Origin of the sequence: Undibacterium sp. GrIS 1.2, assembly GCF_040544435.1 — a bacterium.
Taxonomy (GTDB): domain Bacteria; phylum Pseudomonadota; class Gammaproteobacteria; order Burkholderiales; family Burkholderiaceae_D; genus Undibacterium.
In genome coordinates, this window is record NZ_JBEONP010000027.1 from 20,749 (window position 1) to 39,652 (window position 18,904).

Consider the following 18,904-nt stretch of genomic DNA (forward strand, 5'->3'; position numbering starts at 1 on the left):
TTATTAAAACAAATTCATTCTCACTATATGGCAACTAAAAAACGCAATTCGTTTTCTACCGTCTCTAAATCTTCAGGGAGCTCACTGGCGCCTTGGCTAGGCTTGGCCGGTATTATTATTTTGTTAGATCAACTCAGCAAAATAACGATCGCCAAACTATTTACTCTGGGCGAATCACTTCCAGTCACCTCTTTCTTCAATCTGGTGTTGGCGTATAACAAGGGCGCGGCATTCAGTTTCTTATCATCAGAATCTGGCTGGCAACGTTATTTATTTACCGCCATCGGCGTAGTTGCTGCTCTGGTGATTACTTATCTGATCAAGCAAAATGCAGGACAGCGCTTGTTTTGCTGGGCGCTAGCCTTGATTATGGGGGGTGCTCTGGGTAACGTGCTGGATCGCTTGATGTACGGTCATGTTATCGACTTTCTGGACTTCCATTACAAGGATGCGTATCACTTCGCTGCATTTAATATTGCAGATAGTGCAATTTGTGTTGGTGCAGCTTTATTTATTTTGGATGAGCTGCGTCGGGTAAAAAAATAAGGAATCATCATGCGGCTTGCTGGCAAAAAAATTGTTCTCGGCTTAACTGGTGGTGTCGCCTGTTATAAGATTGCGGAACTGACTCGCGCATTAGGCAAAGCAGGTGCGCAAGTACAAGTCGTGATGACGCAAAGTGCGACGCAATTCATCACTCCTGTGACCATGCAAGCACTGTCGGGTAATCCTGTTTATACCGATCAGTGGGATGCACGGATCCACAACAATATGCCGCATATCGACCTTACTCGTGATGCCGATGCGATAGTAGTTGCACCTTGTAGCACGAATTTCATCTCCAAACTAGCGCATGGTGCTTGCGATGATCTGCTGTCAACTCTGTGCGTAGCCCGGCCAAATCATGTGCCACTACTGGTAGCACCTGCAATGAACGTAGAGATGTGGCTCAATCCGGCAACCCAACGTAACGTCGCTGAAATTAAAAAAGACAGTATCCAAATTTTAGGGCCTGCGGCAGGTGAGCAAGCCTGCGGTGAAGTTGGCATGGGTCGGATGTTAGAGGTCGATCAGTTACTGGCAGAAATCATAGCGTCTTTTCAGGCTAAATCTCTGGCTGGAAAAGAGGTACTGATTACAGCAGGTCCGACATTTGAACCTATCGATCCAGTGCGTGGGATCACCAATTTATCATCAGGGAAAATGGGTTATGCGATTGCTCAAGCGGCGTGGGAAGCTGGAGCCAATGTCACTTTAATCTCTGGACCTACTGCATTAGATGCACCTTATGGCACGCATCGCATCTCGGTGCAGACCGCAAAGCAAATGCATGATGCTGTTATTGCGCAACTAACATCTACCGCAAAAAAACCGCAAGATATTTTTATTGCAGTAGCAGCAGTAGCTGACTGGCGCGTAACGAATACAAGTACACAAAAAATTAAAAAAACTAGCGATAGCAACACGCCGCAGCTTGAATTTGTGCAAAATCCAGATATCCTCGCTAGCGTTACAGCACTTCCAAATGCGCCTTACTGCGTTGGATTTGCCGCTGAATCTGAACATCTTTTGCAATATGGCACGGCTAAACGCATAAAGAAAAATGTGCCTCTGCTAGTTGGCAATATCGGCCACCATACTTTTGGCAAAGACGAAAATGAATTAATTTTATTTGATGCAAACGGACATACAGCTTTACCAAGAGCAAATAAACAGACGCTGGCTATTCAATTGATACAAGAAATAGCACAGCGTTTAAGCCAATAAAATTCAACACAAAATTCGCACTAAACTCTTCACTAATTTCAACACGTACGTATATCAAAGAATTCGCATGAAAAATATCGATCTGAAAATCCTCGACACTCGCATGAAAGACCAATTGCCAGCCTATGGCACGCCCGGTAGCGCAGGCTTGGATTTGCGGGCTTGTATAGATGCGCCAATTACGATTAAACCAGGTGAGACTGTTTTAATCCCCACCGGCCTGGCAATACACATAGGTGACCCAGCTTACGCCGCTATGATCTTGCCACGCAGTGGTATGGGACATAAAAACGGCATTGTATTAGGTAACCTTGTTGGCTTGATCGACTCGGACTACCAAGGTCAACTGATGGTGTCTACATGGAATCGTGGTCAAAACGAATTCACCTTGCAACCAATGGAGCGTTTGGCACAACTGATCATTGTCCCTGTATTGCAAGTCGGTTTTAATATAGTAGAAGAATTTGGTAATAGTGAGCGTGGTGAGGGTGGATTTGGTAGTACTGGCAAACACTAGGACGCATTTCGCATGACTGATCAAATTGTAAAAAAATATCAAGGGAGTTGTCATTGCGGCGCGATACGATTTGAGATTCAAACCGATTTCCCAGAACTAACTATTTGCGACTGCTCAATTTGTCGCAAGAAAAATGCGCTAATGGTTAAGGTGCACGAGAGTCAATTTGAATTATTCGCCGGAGAAGAACAGCTGAGCGAGTATCAATTCAACAGCATGACTGCGAGACATTTTTTCTGCAAAATTTGCGGTATTTATCCATTCCATCGCAAGCGCGTTACGCCGGATCATTTTGGCATCAATGTGAATTGTCTGGATAATTTTGATCCTGCTACGATTCCAGTTCGGCAAACTTTCGGTTCAAAAATGAGCTGAAAAAAACTCAGCCAAATGAATCAGAAACAAATCACAATCCAACACACGTTTAGAAAAAATAAACTAGCCAAAACAAAAAGCCCGAACTGGAGTCCGGGCTTTTTGTTTTACTAAATACTACTTTTTAAGTTTTCGACTACGTCCTGCCGATTCTCGCAAAATAGTGTAGTTCCATTCATCAGTATGCAAACCTGCATCAGTATTGACGGTTACTTTAAACAGGTCGTCCTCCCCTTTGATTCTCTGACCTGAAGCAATGTGTTTTTTATTCACATCACTTCGTTCATAAACATCAACTTCGACTTCTTTACCCTCTAAACCCGATTGAGAAAGTATCGAATCTATCGTCTTCAGTGTGTAATCAAGTACAAATACGGGGAGCGTAAAACCAACCATGTCATCCTCCTTGGTAAAATATTTTTAGAGTCGTTAAAATTCTCAGTACAAAAATAACTATGTTTTACCAAAGAGTCAGCAGTCCAAAATTACTGTACAAACTTACTTTATAAATTTACTCAACTTAAATTTACTCAACTTCTACTACTTCTTGTGAAGCCTCAGGTGGTGTTGCATCGCCCTCAGAAAATTCTAACTTAATCTGATCTTTGTCATCCAGATCAACGATGACACGACCACCACTAACTAATTTCCCGAACAATAGTTCGTCAGCCAGCGCTTTTCGTATCATGTCTTGAATCAAGCGCGCCATTGGTCTTGCGCCCATCAATGGATCAAAACCTTTTTTACCCAGGAATTTACGTAAAGACTCAGTAAAGGTAACTTCGACTTTTTTCTCATGCAATTGCTCTTCTAACTGCATTAAGAATTTATCGACAACACGCAAGATAATTTCTTCATCCAAGGCACGGAAACTAATTATCGCGTCCAGACGATTACGGAACTCCGGCGTAAACATCCGCTTAATATCCGCCATCTCGTCGCCTGCTTCTTTGCTGTCATTGAAGCCAATAGAACGTTTTTGCAAGCTCTCTGCACCTGCATTGGTTGTCATGATAATGATCACATTACGGAAATCCGCCTTGCGACCATTATTATCGGTCAGAGTGCCATGATCCATGACTTGCAACAAGATATTGAATACATCTGGATGGGCTTTCTCAATCTCATCCAGCAGCAAGACAGCATGCGGTTTCTTGTTGATCGCCTCGGTCAGCAAGCCACCTTGATCGAAACCGACATACCCCGGTGGCGCGCCGATTAAGCGGCTGACGGCATGGCGCTCCATGTATTCAGACATATCAAAGCGAATCAGCTCAATACCGAGTGTAAATGCCAGTTGCTTAGCAACTTCCGTTTTACCAACACCCGTTGGACCCGAGAATAAGAAGGAGCCGATTGGTTTGTCTGCATTGCCCAAACCAGCGCGTGCCATCTTGATCGACGCAGCTAAGGCATCAATCGCTGGTTCTTGACCAAAGACGACATTTTTCAGATCACGATCAATTGTTTTCAGCTTACTGCGGTCATCTTGGTTGACCGTTTGTGGCGGAATACGAGCGATCTTAGCAATAATATCTTCGATATCTGCTTTACCTATTGTTTTCTTTTGCTTCGATTTTGGCAATACACGTTGCGCAGCACCGGCTTCATCAATTACATCAATTGCCTTATCTGGCAGATGACGATCATTGATGAAACGTGCTGATAATTCAGCTGCGGTTGTCAATGCAGAAGCAGAATATTTAACGTTATGGTGTTCTTCAAATTTAGATTTGAGACCACGCAAAATTTGCACCGTTTGTTCAATCGTTGGCTCATTGACGTCAATTTTTTGGAAACGACGTGCTAAAGCATGATCTTTTTCAAACACGCCGCGATACTCAGTGTAAGTCGTCGCACCGATGCATTTAAGCTGACCATTAGATAAGGCAGGCTTCAATAGATTAGAGGCATCCAGAGTGCCGCCAGAAGCAGAGCCTGCTCCGATGATCGTATGGATTTCATCAATAAATAAAATGCCGTTAGGATTATCTTTAAGCTGCTTGAGCACACCTTTCAGACGTAATTCAAAATCACCACGGTATTTTGTACCGGCTAACAAAGCACCCATGTCCAGCGAATAGACGATGGAGTTTTGCAAAATCTCTGGTACGTCATTTTGCGTAATGCGCCATGCCAATCCCTCAGCAATCGCCGTTTTACCAACACCAGCCTCACCAACGAGCAAAGGATTATTTTTGCGACGACGACATAAAATTTGAATCACGCGCTCAACTTCACTGTCACGTCCAATTAATGGATCGATCCGACCTTCCGCTGCGGCCTTGTTCAAATTTTGAGTAAATTGGTCGAGAGGATTTTCTTTTTGCTGACCTTCTGCCTGTGGTTCCTCTCCACCTTCAGATGATTTTTGTGGCTCGGTCTGCTGATCTTTGCGCACGCCGTGAGAGATGAAATTAACCACATCTAGGCGGGTAACGCCTTGCTGGTGCAGATAATAAACAGCGTGTGAATCTTTTTCACCAAAAATCGCAACCAGCACATTCGCACCAGTAACTTCTTTTTTGCCATTAGATGCAGATTGCACATGCATGATAGCGCGTTGAATCACACGCTGAAAACCAAGTGTTGGTTGCGTATCTACCTCGCTGGTGCCGGGCACAGTTGGCGTATTGTCGCTGATAAAATTACTGAGAGATTTGCGTAAATCTTCAATATTTACGGCGCAAGCTCGCATTACCTCGGCAGCTGAAGGATTATCCAGCAAGGCAAGCAACAAGTGCTCGACCGTGATGAACTCATAACGAGCCTGTCTGGCTTCAACAAAAGCCATGTGCAGGCTAACTTCCAATTCTTGCGCAATCATACTTCCTCCATCACACATTGCAGGGGGTGCCCTGCCTTACGAGCGTGCGTCAACACCAGTTCCACTTTGGTTAAAGCGACATCTTTGGTATAAACCCCACAGATGCCTTTGCCGTCCCGGTGTACCTTAAGCATGATCTGCATCGCGGTTTCGCGGTCTTTATTAAAATACTCCTGAATGATGGCCACTACAAACTCCATTGGAGTGTAGTCATCATTGAGCAGCGCCACTTGGTACATGGATGGAGGTTTAAGCTTTTGTGCTTGCCGCTCCAATATCGTACCGTTTCCTTGCTTGTTTCCCATGCGTCTATTCTAGTACGTTGATTCAGTCGAGAGTCGAAAAATAAACGGATAAAAGGAGGTTTGTTTGATCAATGCACACTTAGTGACTGAATCGTACAACAACAAATCAATCACGTTTTAGTGATGTTACGCGTTTTCTTTATTTTTCGCAGATGGTGCTCAAATTCAATACATCAAGCCTGCTAATGATAATTCAATATATTTACAAATCACACGTTGATGGTCGCTTGAGGCGAAACGTTTAAGCACACTTTCATTCTTAAAGATAAATTATTAAAAATGGTAGGCAGCGCAACAACATTCACTCAAATGTATTAAATCAAAAAAGCCTAGTCTATTGTCATTAAGTAAAAAAACAACAGTGTTGCAAACAGTGTCTGATATAGCAACAAAATATCTTGACATTACTTTTTTTTCCGCCAAGAATGGTATTTATTGACAACAAATGTGCAGCAAATGTCAATAGAAGTGAGCAAGTTTAGGGGAAGACTGCTTTATGCTAGGTTTCTTGCTTTTACGGCTCGTGTGATTAGTTTATATTTGAAAGATGCATTATGGCAACAGGTACCGTCAAGTGGTTCAATGATTCCAAAGGCTTTGGCTTTATCACTCCGGATGACGGCGGTGAGGATTTGTTCGCCCACTTTTCCGCAATCCAGATGAACGGCTTTAAGACTTTAAAAGAAGGTCAAAAAGTACAGTTCGAAGTCACGCAAGGCCCTAAAGGCAAGCAAGCTTCCAACATCCAAAATCCTTAATCTATTCGATTAAAGATTTAGTAAAAAGCTCCGCTTCGGCGGGGCTTTTTTTATGCATGCAGGTATTGAGCCAATAAGTGCAAGAGTCAATAATTCCATACACTACCTCCCAGTATATTTTAATCGTCCAATCAATCATTGGACAATTGGACATATTCTTAAAAAAATAGAGGGAGTATCTGCTTATCTTGATACAACTCCACAACCAATGGGAGTTGATGCGCAACTGACTTTAAAACGCAGCGGACTTTAAAACATCAGTGTTTTAACACCCTCTGCTGTGCCCAACAAACAGACATTCGCGCCTTGTTGTGCAAACAAACCTACAGTCACCACACCTACGATATTATTCATAGCCGCCTCCATCGCTACCGGATCGGCGATTTGTAAGCCATGCACGTCGATGATGATATTGCCGTTATCCGTCAACAAAGGCGCGCCATCTTTCAAACGCAAACGCGCTTCACCACCGAGGGCATTAAGCTTGCGGATAACGACGGCTTGCGCCATAGGGATCACCTCGATTGGTAGTGGAAATTTACCCAGCAAATCGACTAGCTTAGAACCATCGGCGATACAGATAAATTTGTCCGCAACTGAGGCAACAATTTTCTCGCGCGTCAGAGCCGCACCGCCCCCCTTGATCATTGCGCCTTGAGGAGTAATTTCATCCGCACCATCAATGTATACCGGCATGGAGGTGACATCATTCAAATCAAATACGTTAATCCCATGACTGCGTAAACGGGCTGCGGTTGCTTCTGACGACGCGACTGCGCCCTTGATTTTATGTTTGATCTTTGCCAATTCATCAATGAAAAAATTGGCAGTAGAACCAGTACCGACACCGACAATACTATCTTCTACAACGTACTGAATAGCGGCTTGGGCTACGGCTTGTTTAAGTTCGTCTTGAGTCATGATGCGCATTTCAAAAGTAAAGGAATAGCAGCATTTTAACGGATAGCCCGGCGTCACCAATACCGGTTCCGCAAAAACACTTCATACGTTTACAAGGACCACGTATTTGCACTTTGTATTAGATATTTGCTCGCGCCCTTATCGCAACGAATTTCAAGCTGCCATAGTAGGCTGCCACATCAGTTGGCAGCAATCAAACTACCAGCGGCGGTTCATCCATCAAGGCAACTTGCTCTCGTAATTCTAAAATCCGGTCTTGCCAATAACGCTGGGTATTGAACCAAGGGAAGGCTTGCTTGAATGCCGGATCATCCCAACGCTGTGCCAGCCAGGCGGAATAGTGCAGCATACGTAAACTCCGCAGTGCTTCAACCAGATGCAACTGACGTGGTTGGAATTCAAAAAAATCTTCATAGCCAAATACGATGTCACTCAGCTGTGCGGTCATTTCTGCTCGCGTGCCTGATAATAATAACCACAAATCCTGTATCGCCGGCCCCACGCGGCTATCGTCAAAATCCACAAAATGCGGGCCGGCATCCGTCCACAAGACGTTACCGATATGGCAATCGCCGTGCAAACGAATATGGCTGACATCCCCTGCCCTCTCAAATGCCTGCGCTACGCCGTCCAACACAAATTGCGTGACGCTGGTATAGGCCGCCAATAAATCACGCGGCATGCCGGCGTATTCCAACAAATAGGCTCTTGGCACATGTCCAAAAGTATCGAGGTTTAAGCCAGGTCGGTGCTGATAAGTCTGCTGCGCACCTACCGCATGGATACGTCCGATAAACCGCCCAAGCCACTCCAGCGTTTGCGGTTGATCCAACTCCGGCGCCCGCCCTCCTTGTCTAGGGAAAACCGAAAACCGAAATTCTTGATACTGATGCAGGCTTTGTCCATCCGCAGACACCAAGGCAGGTACGACCGGGATTTCTTGCGCGACTAATTCACGAACAAACTGATGTTCCTCCAAAATCGCGGCATCGGTCCAGCGTTGTGGGCGATAAAACTTAGCGATTAATGGCGGCCCGTCCTCCATTCCTAGCTGATACACACGGTTTTCATAGCTGTTAAGCGCTAGTAAGCGACCGTCGCATTGAAAACCTGCTGCATGCAAAGCGTCCAGCGCACATTCAGGCGTGAGTCCGGCGAAAGCATGAGTGGCGCCACCCGAGGATAAGGAATGATCTGAGGCTTCTTCCAGCAAAAAATCAGGCTGGCGATCGTCATCGTCATCCAGATCAGGGGTTATTGAATTATTGGGAGAAATTGATGTGCTCATGACTGGCATTGTACGTTCAAACTCTCCACGAACGAGAGACAAAGCGCTACACTTCCGGTATTTCACTCATTAACAATCAAGAGCACTCTTATGCACCTCGATGAACCTCTCAGCGATAAAGAATTTAACGAACTGGACAAATTTTTGATGTCCGACCGCGTAGGCGACGACGGAATGACCATGGATGCCTTGCACGGCTACCTGACCGCCATTGCCATCGGACCAGAAATGATCCCGATGACCGAGTGGTTGCCGCTGGTCTGGGGTCTGCCGGATCAAGCCGAGCTGAAGTTTAAAACGCCAAAAGAAATGGAACGCATCACTACGCTGATCGCCCGTTTTATGAATGAAATCCAGATCACATTTGAAGTCGCGCCGCAAGAGTTTGAACCTCTGTTTTGCGTCATGGAACAAGACGGCAAAGAACTGATTGATGGCGAAACCTGGGCCTGGGGCTTTTGGGAAGGCATGCAACTGCGCGAAGATGAGTGGGAACCGATCTGGGAATCCGCCATCGCGCCCTTGCTCAATCCTATCTATTTACTCGGCGCAGAAGAGATCGAAGAAGAGGAAGTGAAGCTGGTGGATACGCCGCAAAAATGTCACCTGCTCGCCATCGAACTGGAAGCGGCTATCCCGGAAATCCGCCGCTTCTGGGCGCCTTTACGAAAATCAGGCGTGGCGACAGTCAAGCGTGAGAGTCCAAAAGTAGGTCGCAATGATCCCTGCCCTTGTGGCAGCGGTAAAAAATTCAAAGCTTGTTGCGGCGCTGAACCGACAATACATTGACCTAGCTAGCTTGACCATTTTTTCAAGAGGTAGTTGATTGAATATTTACTCTAGTGAACTGCTATGGACTGAATGGCAAGTATGCTACTTTGATGCTTTCCATTCAAGATTACGGAGTACTAAATGAGCCTGCAAGAACAATTTCTACAAGCGTCAGCCGATTCAAAAAATTTGCCAGAGCGCCCTGACAACATGACGCTGCTAAAAATTTATGGCCTGTTCAAACAAGGCAGCGCAGGTGATGCAACTGGTGATCGTCCTGGTATGACTGACTTTGTGGGCCGTGCCAAATTTGATGCATGGCAAGCACTGGCAGGCACCTCACAAGAAGACGCGATGCAGCAATATATTGATCTGATCAATGGCCTGAAAGATTAAATCAACGCTGAGTTTAAGGTTCGCTTTAAAGTTCGTTTCTAAATGTCACTTAAACTTAATTAAAGCGAACTAAACCCCTTCATTCATCCGATATTGCAATGCATATTTCCACCGACAAATCCGCTCTGAATATTCCCCTGATTCATGATTTTTTGTCGCAGCATACGGCGTGGGCCAAGGCGATTCCTCTAGCCACGGTACAGCGATCGATTCAACATTCATTTTGTTTTGGCGGCTATCTTGAAGGTGAACAAGTCGCTTTTGCTCGCGTCATCATTGACCACGCGACTTTTGCCTACCTGGTAGATGTATTTGTTGTGCCAGAACAGCGCGGCAAAGGGTATAGCAAACTGCTGATTCAAGCGGTTATAGAACATAGCGAGCTTCAAGGTTTGCGTCGATTTATGCTAGCGAGCAGTGATGCGCAAGGGCTGTATCAAAAATTCGGATTTCAGGCACCCGCCAAACCTGAAATGTTGATGGAAATTAATCGTCCTAATCTCTATCTCAGCCAACAAGTGGACAAATAATAATATTATAAATAAGGGGAGTATTTTTAATTGTCCAAACCTTATCTGGACAATCTGGCATAAAACAATCATACACCCCACCAGTATATAATTTAGGCAAGCATTCCAGCAACCGCATCAGGATTCAGTAAGTTAGGTGGTCGTTGCTTACTCAAAGCCGCGACTAAATTACTCGCCGCACAATTCGCCATCGCCCTCCTGGTGGCTTCTGATGCACTGGCGATATGCGGTGTGAGAACTACATTCTCAAGACTTAAAAAGTCAGAGTTGAATTTCGGCTCATTCTCAAACACGTCTAAACCTGCCGCCGCAATCGTCTTGTTACGCAAGGCTGCAATCAAGGCCGCATCATCCACTATCCCGCCACGCGCCAGGTTGACCAGCGTTGCAGTTGGCTTCATCATCGCTATCTCGGCGGCACCGATGGTGTGATGTGACGCAGCTGAGTAAGGTAACACCAGCATCACATGATCTGCAGTCCTCAACAAATCCTCTTTACTGACATAGCTAGCGTTGTTTGCATGCGCCTCTTGTTCTGGGCTCAGACGCGAACGATTATGGTAAATCACCTTCATATCAAACCCCATGGAACGCCGAGCGATCGCCTGCCCTATTCTGCCCATGCCAATGATTCCCAGAGTAGCGCCGTGCACATCAGCGCCCAAAAAGCCATCGTAACGCCACTTAGTCCATTTGCCAGCGCGTAGCCAATGCTCTGCCTCTGTCACGCGACGAGCTGTCGCCATCAACAATGCCCAGCCAAAATCGGCGGTAGTTTCGTTTAATACATCCGGCGTATTACTCACCATAACGCGATGTGCCGTGCAAGCAGCAACATCAATATTGTCGTAACCAACCGCCATTTGCGCCACCATTTTTAGGTCGGGCAATTGAGTCAATAAGGCTTCGTTAATTTTGGCGCTACCGGTACATAACAAGCCTTGCTTTCCCTTTAACTTTTCAGCCAATTCCTGTGCTGAAAAAATATGATCGTCCTGATTTGATTCAATCTCAAAATGCGTAGATAGCTGATCTAACACGTCTGGAAAAATTGCTCGTGAGACTAAGAGGGAAGGTTTCATTCGTATCCTGAATAATTTAATAATTTTTTGGCTATTTGGCTATTTGGCTATTTGGCTATTTGGCTATTTGGCTATTTGGCTATTTGGCTATTTGGCTATTTGGCTATTTGGCTATTTGGTCGCTCGGATTTCTAGGTCTTACAAGCAGCTAACGATCTTATCGGTCATTTATATCAAAACGAGTTTAACGCTGAATATGGCAAAAAACGCCGCTTTTGACATGGATCAAAAAATTTCATTCAAAACAGTGCTTTAATCGATTGAGGTACAAAGTCATTGGACTTCAGCGTAGCAAGCGTTGCTCCGCCCATTTTATGAAATTAAAAAACACATAAAAGGCCATAAAAAGCACATCACTAATCACGCATACCGAATTTGCTTATGCGTAATTTATCTAAGCCTGATTTGTGAGTTAGCTCAAATTGCCTTAAAATGCAAGGCTTTGCAGCCTATGCCCTCTATTGGCTGCGCCTTACACTCTCACAATAGAAAAGAAGGACTGTTATGACCCACGTTGTGACCGAATCCTGCATCCGCTGCCGCTATACCGATTGCGTTGATGTATGCCCAGTAGACTGCTTCCGTGCAGGCCCTAACTTCCTGGTGATTGATCCGGATGAATGCATAGACTGCGCCGTATGCGTTGCAGAATGCCCAGTTAACGCAATCTATGCAGAAGAAGACGTGCCGGCAGATCAACAGCAGTTCATCAAGATCAATGCAGATCTGATCCGCACCTGGCCATCAATTACCAAAACAACCAGTCCTCTGCCAGATGCAGATGACTGGAAAGATGTCAAAGATAAATTGCAATTTTTGACGCGCTAATTAGCATTCTTAGCCGTCGTGCTTCAGTACCGATTATCAGTGCGGATACTGTAAGCGCTGCAAGCACTGTCTCAATCAATATCAGGAAATACCAAGTCGTATGGAAAACAATAAAGCAAATCCAGCAACCGGCGTCATCGAAGCAGATGCCGTCATTATCGGCGCTGGTCCGGTCGGTCTGTTCCAAGTATTTGAACTCGGCTTATTAGAGATCAAAGCACATGTCATCGATTCACTCGCCGTTGTTGGCGGCCAATGTGTAGAACTGTACCCAGACAAACCGATTTACGATATTCCGGCTGTGCCTGTTTGTACAGGCCAAGAATTGACTGACAATTTACTCAAACAAATTGAACCATTTGAGCCAACCTTCCATCTGGGACAAGAAGTAAACCTGGTCGAGCGTCGTGAAGATGGTCGCTTCAATCTGGAAACATCGGCCGGCACGCGCTTCATCACAAAAACTATTTTCATCGCAGCCGGTGTTGGCTCTTTCCAACCACGCACCTTAAAAGTAGAGGGTATTGAAGCCTTTGAGAACAGCCAGGTGTTTTACCGCGTAAAAGATCCAAGTAAATTCCATGGCAAAAATCTGGTGATCTGCGGCGGTGGTGACTCTGCCTTAGATTGGGCATTGAATCTGGTCGGTAAAGCAGAATCTGTCGTGGTGTTACATCGCCGTGATGACTTCCGCGCAGCACCAGCATCAGTCGCCAAAATGAAAGAACTTTGCGATAACTACGAGATGCAATTAGTGATCGGCCAAGTGACCGGTATCGAAACTAAAGACGATCTGCTATCAGAGATCAAAGTCACCGGTGCGGATGGCGTAACACGTCGTATGCCGGTGGACAATTTGCTGGTGTTCTTCGGACTGTCTCCAAAACTCGGCCCTATTGCTGAATGGGGTCTGGATATTGAGCGCAAACAACTCAAAGTAGTGAATACAGAGAAATTTGAAACCAACGTACCAGGTATTTTTGCCGTCGGCGATATCAATACTTATCCAGGCAAAAAGAAATTGATTTTGTCTGGCTTCCACGAAGCGGCACTGGCAGCGTTTGGCGCAGCACCGTATATTTTCCCTGACAAGAAAATCCACATGCAATACACCACGACCTCGCCTAAACTGCACAAAATCCTTGGCGTTGAAACACCAGTATTTGACTAAATAATCCGTTGTACTGGATAAAAAAAGCGCTGCCATGATGTGCAGCGCTTTTTTCTTTGCCTGAAGTATTAATAAGTGCACAAATCACGTTATTTTCTTTGTAATTTAGCTATGAAATTAACCTTATTTTACGAAGTTTGACGACATAATTAGCCAGCCACCGCTCAAGAAACGCACACTCGTGCGACAAATACGGCAAACTGGTTTATGATGCATTGCAACAAGGTAGAGTACTTTCTCTAATCTTGAGTTGATACACCTAGCTGAAAGACACCATCATGCTTTATCAATTTCACGAACTGAATCGCGCGTTCCTGAACCCATTAACGCAATGGGCAGAAGCTTCTTCCAAGCTTTTTTCTAATCCAATTTCACCACTTGCACATACGCCATATGCTCAGCGTATTTCTGCTGCCTATGAATTGGTTTATCGCTTGGGCAAAGATTACGAAAAGCCAGAGTTTGATATCACGTCCACAACCATCGACGACAAAATTGTCGGCATCGTACAAACGACTGCGGTGACGAAACCATTCTGTAAGTTATTACATTTCAAAAAAGATCTGCCTGAAAAAGAACTGGCAAAACTTAAACAAGCAAAAGTATTACTGGTCGCGCCGCTTTCTGGCCATCACTCTACTTTATTGCGCGACACCGTACGAGGTCTGCTTGGGCAACATGATGTTTATATCACCGACTGGATCGATGCGCGTATGGTACCTTTAAGCGATGGCGCTTTCCATTTGCATGACTATATTTATTACGTGCAGGACTTCATCCGTCTATTAGGGCCTGATGTGCATGTAGTCTCAGTTTGTCAGCCAACAGTCCCGGTATTAGCTGCGATCTCTCTGATGGCAACGGCCAAAGATCCTAAATTGCCAAAAACCATGACCATGATGGGTGGCCCGATAGATCCGCGCAAATCACCGACACAAGTCAATGATCTGGCAACGGAAAAGAAATTTTCCTGGTTTGAAAATACTGTAATTTATAGCGTCCCTGCTAATCATCCTGGTTATGGTCGCAAGGTGTACCCGGGCTTTTTGCAGCATGCTGGATTTGTCGCAATGAACCCGGATCGCCATGCACAAAGCCACTGGGATTTTTTCCAACATTTAATGCAAGGTGATGACGAGTCAGCAGAACAGCACCGTAAATTTTACGACGAATACAACGCTGTATTGGACATGCCTGCTGAATACTACTTAGAAACAATTAAAATTGTTTTCCAAGATTTTGATTTGCCAAAAGGTACTTGGGATGTAGAAGGTAAATTGGTTCGCCCGCAAGATATCAAAACCGTTGCACTGTTCACAGTTGAGGGTGAATTGGATGACATCTCCGGCGCGGGTCAAACTCAGGCGGCACATGATTTGTGCAGCGGCATTCCTGCCAAGATGAAACAAGACTTTGTAGCGCCCGGATGCGGTCATTATGGTATTTTTGCTGGCCGTCGCTGGCGCGAAGTGATCGCACCTAAGATTGCAGATTTCATTAAAGCGCATTCCTGATCTAAGAAATAAGCTACTAATAGATTAAACAAACAGCCTGGAGTCTGAATTGACCCCAGGCTTTTTTATCTTTGATTAATCTTAAAGACCTATCAAATAGCGACTTAAGCGGCACTTCAGACAACTCTGGTTTTTGCTATAAAATCGGGCAGCAATCAACAGTTGTCAGCCAGTTTTTAGATGTGTAAGATAAAGCTCGGTACACCCTAAACTTATTACACGGAAAATGCGCTCCTATGTGGGATCTGATTGCCCGACGGTGTTTTTTACTTTGCTGCTGGCTATTCTGTGTTCAACAGGCTCAGGCAGCGGACGGCGACAAACCCTTCACAATTAGCGGCTTTGGCACACTTGGTGCTGTGTATAGCGACACTGGTCAAGTCGATATTGTGCGGGACTTATTGCAGCCTAAAGGTGTGGGCTACTCCAATCGACTTGATTTTGGCGTTGACTCCCTGCTAGGTCTGCAACTCTCCACCTCCATCCTTGACAATCTGGACGCCTCAGTCCAAGTCGTCAGCCGCCGCTCACAAACTGGCTTCGACCCTGACGTTACCTGGGCGTTTCTTAAATATAACCCGAACGATAATTTGCAATTGCGTGCAGGTCGCCTAGGTTTTGATGTCTACCTCTTGGCCGACTCACGCAATGTCGCCTACTCTTATTTATGGGTACGTCCACCCATCGATTATTTTGGTAACTTGATCGTGTCTTATATCGACGGTGCAGACATGGTCATCAAATATCCAGTCGGTCCGGGGATCGCTCGCTTCAAAGCATTTGCTGGCAAAGCCAGAGAAAAAACCTATACCGGTGTGCCGGATCAATATTTCTCATTAAAAGGCTCGGATGTTGTAGGCGGGCATATTGAATATCAAACTGAAAGTTGGATGTATCGGGTTGGTTATAGCCAGATACGTTTCAAAAACGAGTTTCCTGGTTTTCAGGGATTGATTGATGGTTTACGCTCACCTGCAATTAACGCGATCAGCCCTCTAGCCGCGACCGTCGCTGGCAATATTGGATTCCAGGATAAAGCCATCAACTACCTCTCCGCAGGTATCGCCTATGACGAAGGCCCCTTACAAGCACAACTGATGTTAAGCCAGACTAGGTCGGCAATACTGCCTTACCCAGGATTCACGGCGGGATATTTCACAGTAGGTTACAGAATAAAAAAATGGACGCCCTACTTTAGCTACTCCGCCGCCACGCCAGAACATCGCCAAAGCAGTGGCAACACTGGTCTACCATTTGGCGTTAACCCCAATATCGACATCCTGATTCTTGGCGCAAATGCGCTTGCCAATACTGTAGTCAATAAGCAAAGTACCGTATCACTTGGAGCACGCTACGACTTGGGAGATAAAATTGATTTAAAAATACAAGTAGATCATATTGACAGTACCAGTCCCCAAATAACCCGCAACGCTCAACCGGGTTGGGATGGTAAAGCTAATTTGCTCAGCGTCTCAGTCAATTTTGTATTTTAGGGATAGAACATGAAAACCCTAGTACATCGCGCAACCTTCACTAGCCTGGCTGTCGCCTTAATTATGACGGTTGGCGGCAATCAAGCTTTTTGTGCTGATTTTGTGGTGATTGCCAACCCCGATAGCGGAATAGAAAGGATGAGCAAAGATGATGTCGTCAATATTTACATGGGCAGATATCGCAAACTGCCGTCTGGCATTAAAGCCATGCCGATTGATCTCAACACGCCTATCTCAGAAAAGACTAAATTTTATGCCAGCATGGTCAATAAGGAATTGCCAGAGATCAATTCCTACTGGGCTCGTCTGACTTTTTCCGGACAAGGTTCGCCACCGCGCCAGGCGGATAGCGTAGAACAAGTACTGGAAATTGTTAGTAACAATAAAGGCGCGATCGCGTATATTGATAGAAAGAAATTAGATAAACGGGTCAAAGTGATTTTTGACTCTACGCCTTAAATTAATCAGCGCACTTAGCTTACTCAGACCTAAGCAAACCGTTAATAAGTTACACCGAAGCTATATCGAAGTTATATCGAACTTACACCAGTAAGCGCCAGTAAATATCAAAAAACGAATACAAGCAAAACTAACTATTTAAAATACCGACTATGCTCAAACTACTGCGTACCAGCATTATTTATCGCAGCACATTTATTGTGCTGGGGATTGCGCTCTTAGTCGGTAGTTTTTTTGCGGTGTTCACTTATTACTGGACTTCGCATTTAGAGCAAGAGCAGGCAAAAAGCAGAATGGGCAACTTGCTCAGCACGGTAGAAAGTACCACCAGTATTGCCTGCTACTTGTTAGATATCAATTTGGCGGCAGAGGTTAGCCGGGGATTACTCAAGAATGAAGATGTTTACAGCATACGGATTTTTACCCCAGCCACAGTATTAGCACAGGCAAGTAAATCGGCTAAAACAAAACTAGCTACGCTGCCATCATCAGATATTCGGATTACCCGAGATGTGTTTTCACCATTTAACAGTTCGGAAAAAGTATGCCAGATCGAGCTGGTACCAGACATGGCCTGCATTCAGAAGCAAGTCAATAGCAAGGCGAATTTCACCACCTATTTGCTAATACTACAAACCATTTTGATGGCACTGGCCTTGGTCTATGTCGTGATTAAGATCATCGCCAGACCGATCAAAACCATCTCCGATCGCTTGCATGATTTATCCCCGGAAGCAGGAGCAAGACTGTCGCTCCCTCTCGGTAATGAGCAAGATGAGATCGGCCAGCTCGTGCGCGACGTCAATACCATCGTCGGCAAACTGGTCAATATTCTGGAAGATGAGCGACATCTGCGCATCAAGCATGAGATTGGCGAGAAAAAATTCCGCACTATTTTTGATAATGCCGAGACCGGGATTTTTTTACTCAAAACATCGGGCGAAGTCACCTCCTACAACACAGCCTTTTTACGCTTGCTGGCGCTATCGCCAGACACCACCTCAGACAATATCAGCAGTGGCTTGATGTCTGCGCTAGAGGGGCAAGAGTTACGGCTGCACATGATGATCGACACCGCAACTAATCAAGATCAGATTTTATCGGAAGACTTTTCGATTGAAATTGGTACACCGCCTGTACGCAAGTGGTTGCATATTGTGCTGAGCCCGATTGAAGATGGCGTGCTACAAGGCCTGCTCAATGATATTACCGACCATAAAATCGGAGAGGAAGCAGCAAACCAGTTGGCCGTCACCGATCACCTGACAGGCGCATTTAATCGTCTGGGTTTTGATAACGAGATCGCCAGCTTAAAACGGTCGATACAAAAAACTGGCAGTGGATTTTTCCTATTGCTGATCGATCTGGATGGATTTAAATCCGTCAACGACACTCACGGTCACGACGCCGGTGACAAAATACTCTGCCACTTCACCCAGATATTATTCAAGATAGTCAGACGATCTGACTTTGTTGCCAGACTCGGCGGGGATGAATTTGTTGTGCTGCTAAAAGACTTACAACACGCCGATAAAGCAAAAGAAATCGCCTGGAAAATCATCACACTCACCTCGGCTCCGATTGATTTAGATGACGGCACCCAAACAGAAATTGGTGCCAGTATCGGGATCACTTATGTAGGTGACGCCGATTTCGATAAAAATGACGTAATGCGGCAAGCAGATGACGCTATGTACGCAGTCAAAAAATCGGGCAAAAACAACTATCGTCTGTACGATCCAGACGATAAATCCTAATTACCGGCACAACGGCACGACCATCAGGTATTAAGATCGAAAGCAGATTTTCAGTTAGAGCGGCACATGCCGTCTGCGTTAGTAAGAAGTACTAGCGACCTAATAGAAAATCTAGATTAAAATCTGCGTCCAAGTTTTAAAATAA

General features: G+C 45.2%; 20 protein-coding genes. 14 read left to right on the forward strand and 6 right to left on the reverse strand.

Annotation, left to right across the window (positions count from 1 at the left end):
- Positions 1–27 precede the first annotated feature (27 nt).
- The 4 genes from lspA (at position 28) to AAKU61_RS12930 (ending at position 2,659) form a co-directional block, all read left to right on the forward strand.
- Entirely contained in the window at positions 28–546 is a 519-nt protein-coding gene (gene lspA / locus AAKU61_RS12915; protein ID WP_354332806.1) for a signal peptidase II, read from the forward strand.
- Between the two features lie 9 nt (positions 547–555).
- Positions 556–1,767, forward strand: coding sequence for a bifunctional phosphopantothenoylcysteine decarboxylase/phosphopantothenate--cysteine ligase CoaBC (gene coaBC, locus AAKU61_RS12920; RefSeq protein ID WP_354332808.1), 1,212 nt, complete (start codon positions 556–558; stop codon positions 1,765–1,767).
- Positions 1,768–1,834: 67 nt separating this feature from the next.
- On the forward strand, positions 1,835–2,284 hold the full coding sequence (dut, locus tag AAKU61_RS12925; RefSeq protein ID WP_354332810.1) for a dUTP diphosphatase: 450 nt from the start codon (positions 1,835–1,837) through the stop codon (positions 2,282–2,284).
- A gap of 12 nt (positions 2,285–2,296) precedes the next feature.
- On the forward strand, positions 2,297–2,659 hold the full coding sequence (locus AAKU61_RS12930) for a GFA family protein (RefSeq protein ID WP_354332812.1): 363 nt from the start codon (positions 2,297–2,299) through the stop codon (positions 2,657–2,659).
- Positions 2,660–2,776: 117 nt separating this feature from the next.
- Here AAKU61_RS12930 and AAKU61_RS12935 read toward each other — a convergent pair whose 3' ends face one another.
- The 3 genes from AAKU61_RS12935 to clpS all read right to left on the reverse strand — a co-directional run bounded on the left by AAKU61_RS12935 (position 2,777) and on the right by clpS (position 5,791).
- Positions 2,777–3,055, reverse strand: coding sequence for a hypothetical protein (locus AAKU61_RS12935; RefSeq protein ID WP_354332813.1), 279 nt, complete (start codon positions 3,053–3,055; stop codon positions 2,777–2,779).
- Between the two features lie 130 nt (positions 3,056–3,185).
- A complete protein-coding gene (clpA, locus tag AAKU61_RS12940) occupies positions 3,186–5,486 on the reverse strand; it encodes an ATP-dependent Clp protease ATP-binding subunit ClpA (protein WP_354332815.1) in 2,301 nt (766 codons plus the stop codon).
- Entirely contained in the window at positions 5,483–5,791 is a 309-nt protein-coding gene (gene clpS, locus AAKU61_RS12945; RefSeq protein WP_322118977.1) for an ATP-dependent Clp protease adapter ClpS, read from the reverse strand. The genes clpA and clpS overlap by 4 nt, the downstream gene beginning before the upstream one ends.
- A 554-nt stretch (positions 5,792–6,345) precedes the next feature.
- Here clpS and cspE point away from each other — a divergent pair.
- On the forward strand, positions 6,346–6,549 hold the full coding sequence (gene cspE, locus AAKU61_RS12950) for a transcription antiterminator/RNA stability regulator CspE (protein WP_126129050.1): 204 nt from the start codon (positions 6,346–6,348) through the stop codon (positions 6,547–6,549).
- A gap of 249 nt (positions 6,550–6,798) precedes the next feature.
- Here cspE and rpiA read toward each other — a convergent pair whose 3' ends face one another.
- Together rpiA and AAKU61_RS12960 are read right to left on the reverse strand one after the other, a co-directional pair.
- Complete coding sequence (gene rpiA / locus AAKU61_RS12955) at positions 6,799–7,470, reverse strand: ribose-5-phosphate isomerase RpiA (protein ID WP_354332818.1); 672 nt, start codon at positions 7,468–7,470, stop codon at positions 6,799–6,801.
- A 193-nt stretch (positions 7,471–7,663) separates the two neighbouring features.
- Entirely contained in the window at positions 7,664–8,800 is a 1,137-nt protein-coding gene (locus AAKU61_RS12960) for a serine/threonine protein kinase (protein WP_354332820.1), read from the reverse strand.
- Between the two features lie 48 nt (positions 8,801–8,848).
- Between AAKU61_RS12960 and AAKU61_RS12965 the strand changes: the two genes are divergently transcribed.
- The 3 genes from AAKU61_RS12965 (at position 8,849) to AAKU61_RS12975 (ending at position 10,455) form a co-directional block, all read left to right on the forward strand.
- Positions 8,849–9,547 (forward strand): UPF0149 family protein, encoded by a 699-nt coding sequence (locus tag AAKU61_RS12965; protein WP_354332822.1) that lies wholly within the window; start codon positions 8,849–8,851, stop codon positions 9,545–9,547.
- A 123-nt stretch (positions 9,548–9,670) separates the two neighbouring features.
- Entirely contained in the window at positions 9,671–9,925 is a 255-nt protein-coding gene (locus tag AAKU61_RS12970; protein ID WP_354332824.1) for an acyl-CoA-binding protein, read from the forward strand.
- Positions 9,926–10,023: 98 nt separating this feature from the next.
- Positions 10,024–10,455 carry a GNAT family N-acetyltransferase gene (locus AAKU61_RS12975; protein WP_354332825.1) on the forward strand — a complete coding sequence of 144 codons (432 nt, stop codon included), beginning with the start codon at positions 10,024–10,026 and terminating at the stop codon, positions 10,453–10,455.
- Between the two features lie 92 nt (positions 10,456–10,547).
- Here AAKU61_RS12975 and AAKU61_RS12980 read toward each other — a convergent pair whose 3' ends face one another.
- A complete protein-coding gene (locus AAKU61_RS12980) occupies positions 10,548–11,537 on the reverse strand; it encodes a 2-hydroxyacid dehydrogenase (RefSeq protein WP_354332827.1) in 990 nt (329 codons plus the stop codon).
- Between the two features lie 504 nt (positions 11,538–12,041).
- On the opposite strand from AAKU61_RS12980, the gene fdxA reads away from it, so the two are divergent.
- From fdxA to AAKU61_RS13010, 6 genes are all read left to right on the forward strand, one after another.
- Positions 12,042–12,365 carry a ferredoxin FdxA gene (fdxA, locus tag AAKU61_RS12985; RefSeq protein ID WP_322118824.1) on the forward strand — a complete coding sequence of 108 codons (324 nt, stop codon included), beginning with the start codon at positions 12,042–12,044 and terminating at the stop codon, positions 12,363–12,365.
- A 100-nt stretch (positions 12,366–12,465) separates the two neighbouring features.
- On the forward strand, positions 12,466–13,536 hold the full coding sequence (locus AAKU61_RS12990) for an NAD(P)/FAD-dependent oxidoreductase (RefSeq protein WP_354332829.1): 1,071 nt from the start codon (positions 12,466–12,468) through the stop codon (positions 13,534–13,536).
- A 278-nt stretch (positions 13,537–13,814) separates the two neighbouring features.
- Positions 13,815–15,050, forward strand: coding sequence for a polyhydroxyalkanoate depolymerase (locus AAKU61_RS12995; RefSeq protein ID WP_354332830.1), 1,236 nt, complete (start codon positions 13,815–13,817; stop codon positions 15,048–15,050).
- A 236-nt stretch (positions 15,051–15,286) separates the two neighbouring features.
- The gene (locus AAKU61_RS13000; protein WP_354332832.1) at positions 15,287–16,543 is read left to right on the forward strand and encodes a porin; all 1,257 of its coding nucleotides are present in this window, start codon (positions 15,287–15,289) and stop codon (positions 16,541–16,543) included.
- 9 nt (positions 16,544–16,552) lie between these two features.
- Positions 16,553–17,002, forward strand: a complete 450-nt coding sequence (locus AAKU61_RS13005) for a hypothetical protein (protein WP_354332834.1) — start codon at positions 16,553–16,555, stop codon at positions 17,000–17,002.
- Between the two features lie 152 nt (positions 17,003–17,154).
- Entirely contained in the window at positions 17,155–18,759 is a 1,605-nt protein-coding gene (locus AAKU61_RS13010; RefSeq protein WP_354332836.1) for a diguanylate cyclase domain-containing protein, read from the forward strand.
- Positions 18,760–18,904: the final 145 nt, after the last annotated feature.

Excerpts from the sequence above, each read along its gene's own strand:
- dut (WP_354332810.1), top strand. The coding sequence starts at position 1,835 with ATGAAAAATATCGATCTGAAAATCCTCGACACTCGCATGAAAGACCAA.
- AAKU61_RS12965 (WP_354332822.1), top strand. The coding sequence starts at position 8,849 with ATGCACCTCGATGAACCTCTCAGCGATAAAGAATTTAACGAACTGGAC.
- AAKU61_RS13000 (WP_354332832.1), top strand. The coding sequence starts at position 15,287 with ATGTGGGATCTGATTGCCCGACGGTGTTTTTTACTTTGCTGCTGGCTA.
- fdxA (WP_322118824.1), top strand. The coding sequence starts at position 12,042 with ATGACCCACGTTGTGACCGAATCCTGCATCCGCTGCCGCTATACCGAT.
- clpS (WP_322118977.1), bottom strand. The coding sequence starts at position 5,791 with ATGGGAAACAAGCAAGGAAACGGTACGATATTGGAGCGGCAAGCACAA.
- AAKU61_RS13005 (WP_354332834.1), top strand. The coding sequence starts at position 16,553 with ATGAAAACCCTAGTACATCGCGCAACCTTCACTAGCCTGGCTGTCGCC.
- clpA (WP_354332815.1), bottom strand. The coding sequence starts at position 5,486 with ATGATTGCGCAAGAATTGGAAGTTAGCCTGCACATGGCTTTTGTTGAA.
- AAKU61_RS13010 (WP_354332836.1), top strand. The coding sequence starts at position 17,155 with ATGCTCAAACTACTGCGTACCAGCATTATTTATCGCAGCACATTTATT.
- AAKU61_RS12930 (WP_354332812.1), top strand. The coding sequence starts at position 2,297 with ATGACTGATCAAATTGTAAAAAAATATCAAGGGAGTTGTCATTGCGGC.
- rpiA (WP_354332818.1), bottom strand. The coding sequence starts at position 7,470 with ATGACTCAAGACGAACTTAAACAAGCCGTAGCCCAAGCCGCTATTCAG.
- AAKU61_RS12935 (WP_354332813.1), bottom strand. The coding sequence starts at position 3,055 with ATGGTTGGTTTTACGCTCCCCGTATTTGTACTTGATTACACACTGAAG.
- AAKU61_RS12970 (WP_354332824.1), top strand. The coding sequence starts at position 9,671 with ATGAGCCTGCAAGAACAATTTCTACAAGCGTCAGCCGATTCAAAAAAT.
- AAKU61_RS12980 (WP_354332827.1), bottom strand. The coding sequence starts at position 11,537 with ATGAAACCTTCCCTCTTAGTCTCACGAGCAATTTTTCCAGACGTGTTA.
- AAKU61_RS12990 (WP_354332829.1), top strand. The coding sequence starts at position 12,466 with ATGGAAAACAATAAAGCAAATCCAGCAACCGGCGTCATCGAAGCAGAT.
- cspE (WP_126129050.1), top strand. The coding sequence starts at position 6,346 with ATGGCAACAGGTACCGTCAAGTGGTTCAATGATTCCAAAGGCTTTGGC.
- lspA (WP_354332806.1), top strand. The coding sequence starts at position 28 with ATGGCAACTAAAAAACGCAATTCGTTTTCTACCGTCTCTAAATCTTCA.
- AAKU61_RS12995 (WP_354332830.1), top strand. The coding sequence starts at position 13,815 with ATGCTTTATCAATTTCACGAACTGAATCGCGCGTTCCTGAACCCATTA.
- AAKU61_RS12975 (WP_354332825.1), top strand. The coding sequence starts at position 10,024 with ATGCATATTTCCACCGACAAATCCGCTCTGAATATTCCCCTGATTCAT.
- coaBC (WP_354332808.1), top strand. The coding sequence starts at position 556 with ATGCGGCTTGCTGGCAAAAAAATTGTTCTCGGCTTAACTGGTGGTGTC.